Raw genomic sequence first — 2,702 nt, forward strand, 5'->3', positions numbered from 1 at the left:
AGTAGGCAGTAGGCAGTAGGCAGTAGGCAGTAGGCAGTAGGCAGTAGGCAGTAGGGACTGTCGTTCAGCCTGCTATCAGCGCCTTGATGCCGTCGGCGACGAATTGCACAGCCAGTGCCGCCAGGATGACGCCAAGCAGACGGGTCAGGATCGAGCGGCCGGTCTGGCCGAGGATGCGGTCTATGCGTTCCGACAGCACGAACACCAGATAGGTGATGGCGAGGCAGACGAAGATGATGCCGACCAGCGCCGCCTGCGCGGCAAAGCCTTGAAACGAGCCGGAAAGCAGCACAGTTGCCGAAATGGCACCAGGGCCCGCGATCAGTGGGATCGCCAGCGGGAAGGCGGCGATGTTGTGGATCATGTCCTTGGTGATGGCGACGTCGCCGATCTTCTCCTTGCGGTCCTGCCGGCGCTCGAACACCATCTCGAAGGCGATGAAGAACAGCAGGAAACCGCCGGCGACGCGGAAGGCCGGCAACGTTATGCCGAACACCGACAGGATCGAGGCCCCGGCAACCGCAAACAGCGCCATCACCAGGAAACCGATGATCGAGGCGCGCACCGAAACCTGCTGGCGCTCCTCACGGTTCATGCCGCGCGTCACGGCGAGGAACAGCGGCGCCAGGCCGGGCGGGTCGATGGTCACGAGAATGGTGACGAAAGCGTTGAACAGGCTGTCGAAACTCGGCATCTCTGACCCTCCCGCCGGGCTGTGCCCGTGCCAGAATATTGGTAGAGCAAAGCCCGTTCGGTGGGAACCGTTCGTGAGAAAGTGGTTGATGCGGGACAGAGGGCAGCGCGAAGGATCGCGACGCTTTTATTCTGGGCTGCTGCAATCCTCGGAGATCAAACCGCTCGCCGCGCCAGGAACTCGACTTCCAGCCGCCATGTCGCGCCATTGTCTTGCGAGCGTTCGCCCAGCCAGCGGAAGGAGTTTTCGGTGATGCGTGAAAAGCTCCAGCGTACCGAGCTGCCGGTGTCGTCGGCGCCCACTTGCACGATCGTGTCACCCTCGGCGCGGCCGAGCTGGCGGCTGAAATACTGGTTGCGCGGGTCGCTCCAGAAGATGTGCCAGGCATCCGCGCCGGGATCATAGACGCGCAGCGTCGTGCCGTAAAAAGTCCATGTGCCCAAGGATGGCGATGGACCGGCGTCCCGCGCGGGCAGGATCCACACGTCCTGGATCGCCCGGCCTTCCAGCACCCAGCCGAAATGCACCTCGCCACGCCCTGTCAGCACAGTGCCGTCCTCGAGGTGGCGCGAGGCCTCAAACGTCCAGGCGCCGACGAAGCGGCCGTAAAGGCTCAGTTTTTCGGCAAGCCCTTCGATCGGTCCGGAGCTATGCAGGGCTTCGGCAAACGAGGATTGATCGAACATGGCTGCGGCCTCTTCTTGTCAGGAGACCGTTAGGAGTAGGCGGTGACGGGGTTCTGGGCTTGGGAAAAATTGCTATATTTCGACTATGACGACGACCACGCATAGTCTCGCATTCGGAGCCGGTTGGCACGTGACGGACGTCATTTGCACGGCCGGCGCCGGCGACCGGCCGTTCGAGGAAGCGCATCAGGATTTCTGCGTCGCTGCGGTCACCAGCGGCACGTTTCGCTACCGCGCCCAGCAAGGCACGGCGATGCTGGCGCCCGGCGCGCTCCTGCTCGGCAATCCCGGCACATGTTACGAATGCGGGCACGAGCATGGCAGCGGCGACCGTTGCCTCTCGTTCCATTTCGATCCGGCCTACATGGAACGGATCGCAGCTGGCGTTCCGGGCGCCAGGAAGCTGGCTTTCGAGGCGGCGCGCCTGCCGCCTTTGCCGGTACTGGCGCCGCTCCTGGCCGAAGCGGAGACCGCGCGCGAGATGGCCTACATCGACGCCTTCGAGGAACTTTCCCTGCGCTTGGCCGGTGCTGCCGTGGCTACAGCCTCTGGCGCTACGCATGTCGGGCGCGCGCCCAGCCGCCGCGATCAGAAACGGGTGGCCGAGGCAGTGCGGCGGATCGAACTGGACGCCGATGGGCCTGTCTCGCTTTCAGCGCTTGCCAATGAGACAGCAACCAGTCCGTATCACTTCCTGCGCATCTTCCGGCAGGTGGCGGGCATGACGCCCTACCAATTCCTGCTCAGGACGCGATTGCACAGGGCGGCGGTGCGGCTACGCATGTCCAACGATGCGGTCTCGGCGATCGCCTTCGAGGCCGGCTTCAACGATCTGTCGACTTTCAATCGTCGTTTTCGGCGGATCATGGGGGAGACGCCGCGCAACTATCGCAGCCGCCGTGGCGCATGGGCCTTTTCTGCTTCGTCAATCGGCCCCGTGCCCGCCAAGGCAGACACGCAGGCTTTTGCGTCAGGGCGGCGAAAACCGCCTTGGCCATATCGTCGCAATCAGCGGTATCCATTTGAAATTACCACCGAAAATGACACTGGAAAAGTGCCGTGAAGGTTGGAGTTTCGGGCTTGCTTCCTATATAAGCACCAAGTGATTCCTGATTAGATTGTGATCCGATTTGACCGACCAGAAGACACCGCGCGGCGCCGACGGCGGCCCCACCGGCATCGAGCCGATATCCATCGTCGAGGAGATGCAGCGCTCCTATCTCGATTACGCTATGAGCGTGATCGTCAGCCGTGCGCTGCCGGACGTGCGCGACGGCCTGAAGCCGGTGCATCGCCGCATTCTCTTCGCCGCCCATGAGAGC

3 protein-coding genes and 1 pseudogene are annotated in these 2,702 nt (G+C 63.1%); 2 read left to right on the plus strand and 2 right to left on the minus strand.

Going from position 1 to position 2,702, the window contains the following annotated elements:
* Positions 1-64: 64 nt before the first annotated feature.
* Both EN893_RS27965 and EN893_RS27970 read right to left on the minus strand, forming a co-directional pair.
* Positions 65-694, minus strand: coding sequence for a MarC family protein (locus tag EN893_RS27965; protein WP_013531832.1), 630 nt, complete (start codon positions 692-694; stop codon positions 65-67).
* Between the two features lie 155 nt (positions 695-849).
* Entirely contained in the window at positions 850-1,380 is a 531-nt protein-coding gene (locus tag EN893_RS27970; protein ID WP_127269843.1) for a hypothetical protein, read from the minus strand.
* Positions 1,381-1,465: 85 nt separating this feature from the next.
* Here EN893_RS27970 and EN893_RS27975 point away from each other — a divergent pair.
* A pseudogene (locus EN893_RS27975) lies at positions 1,466-2,281 on the plus strand (AraC family transcriptional regulator); the annotation flags it as partial.
* Between the two features lie 229 nt (positions 2,282-2,510).
* Positions 2,511-2,702, plus strand: a 192-nt coding sequence (locus tag EN893_RS39515) for a DNA gyrase subunit A (RefSeq protein WP_164901171.1), incomplete at its 3' end; no start/stop codon positions are given.

Origin of the sequence: Mesorhizobium sp. M7A.F.Ca.CA.004.04.2.1, from assembly GCF_004022825.1 — a bacterium.
In the GTDB taxonomy this organism is placed as follows: Bacteria; Pseudomonadota; Alphaproteobacteria; order Rhizobiales; family Rhizobiaceae; genus Mesorhizobium.

Coding starts and splice junctions, on each gene's coding strand:
- EN893_RS27965 (WP_013531832.1), bottom strand. CDS start 694: ATGCCGAGTTTCGACAGCCTGTTCAACGCTTTCGTCACCATTCTCGTG.
- EN893_RS27970 (WP_127269843.1), bottom strand. CDS start 1,380: ATGTTCGATCAATCCTCGTTTGCCGAAGCCCTGCATAGCTCCGGACCG.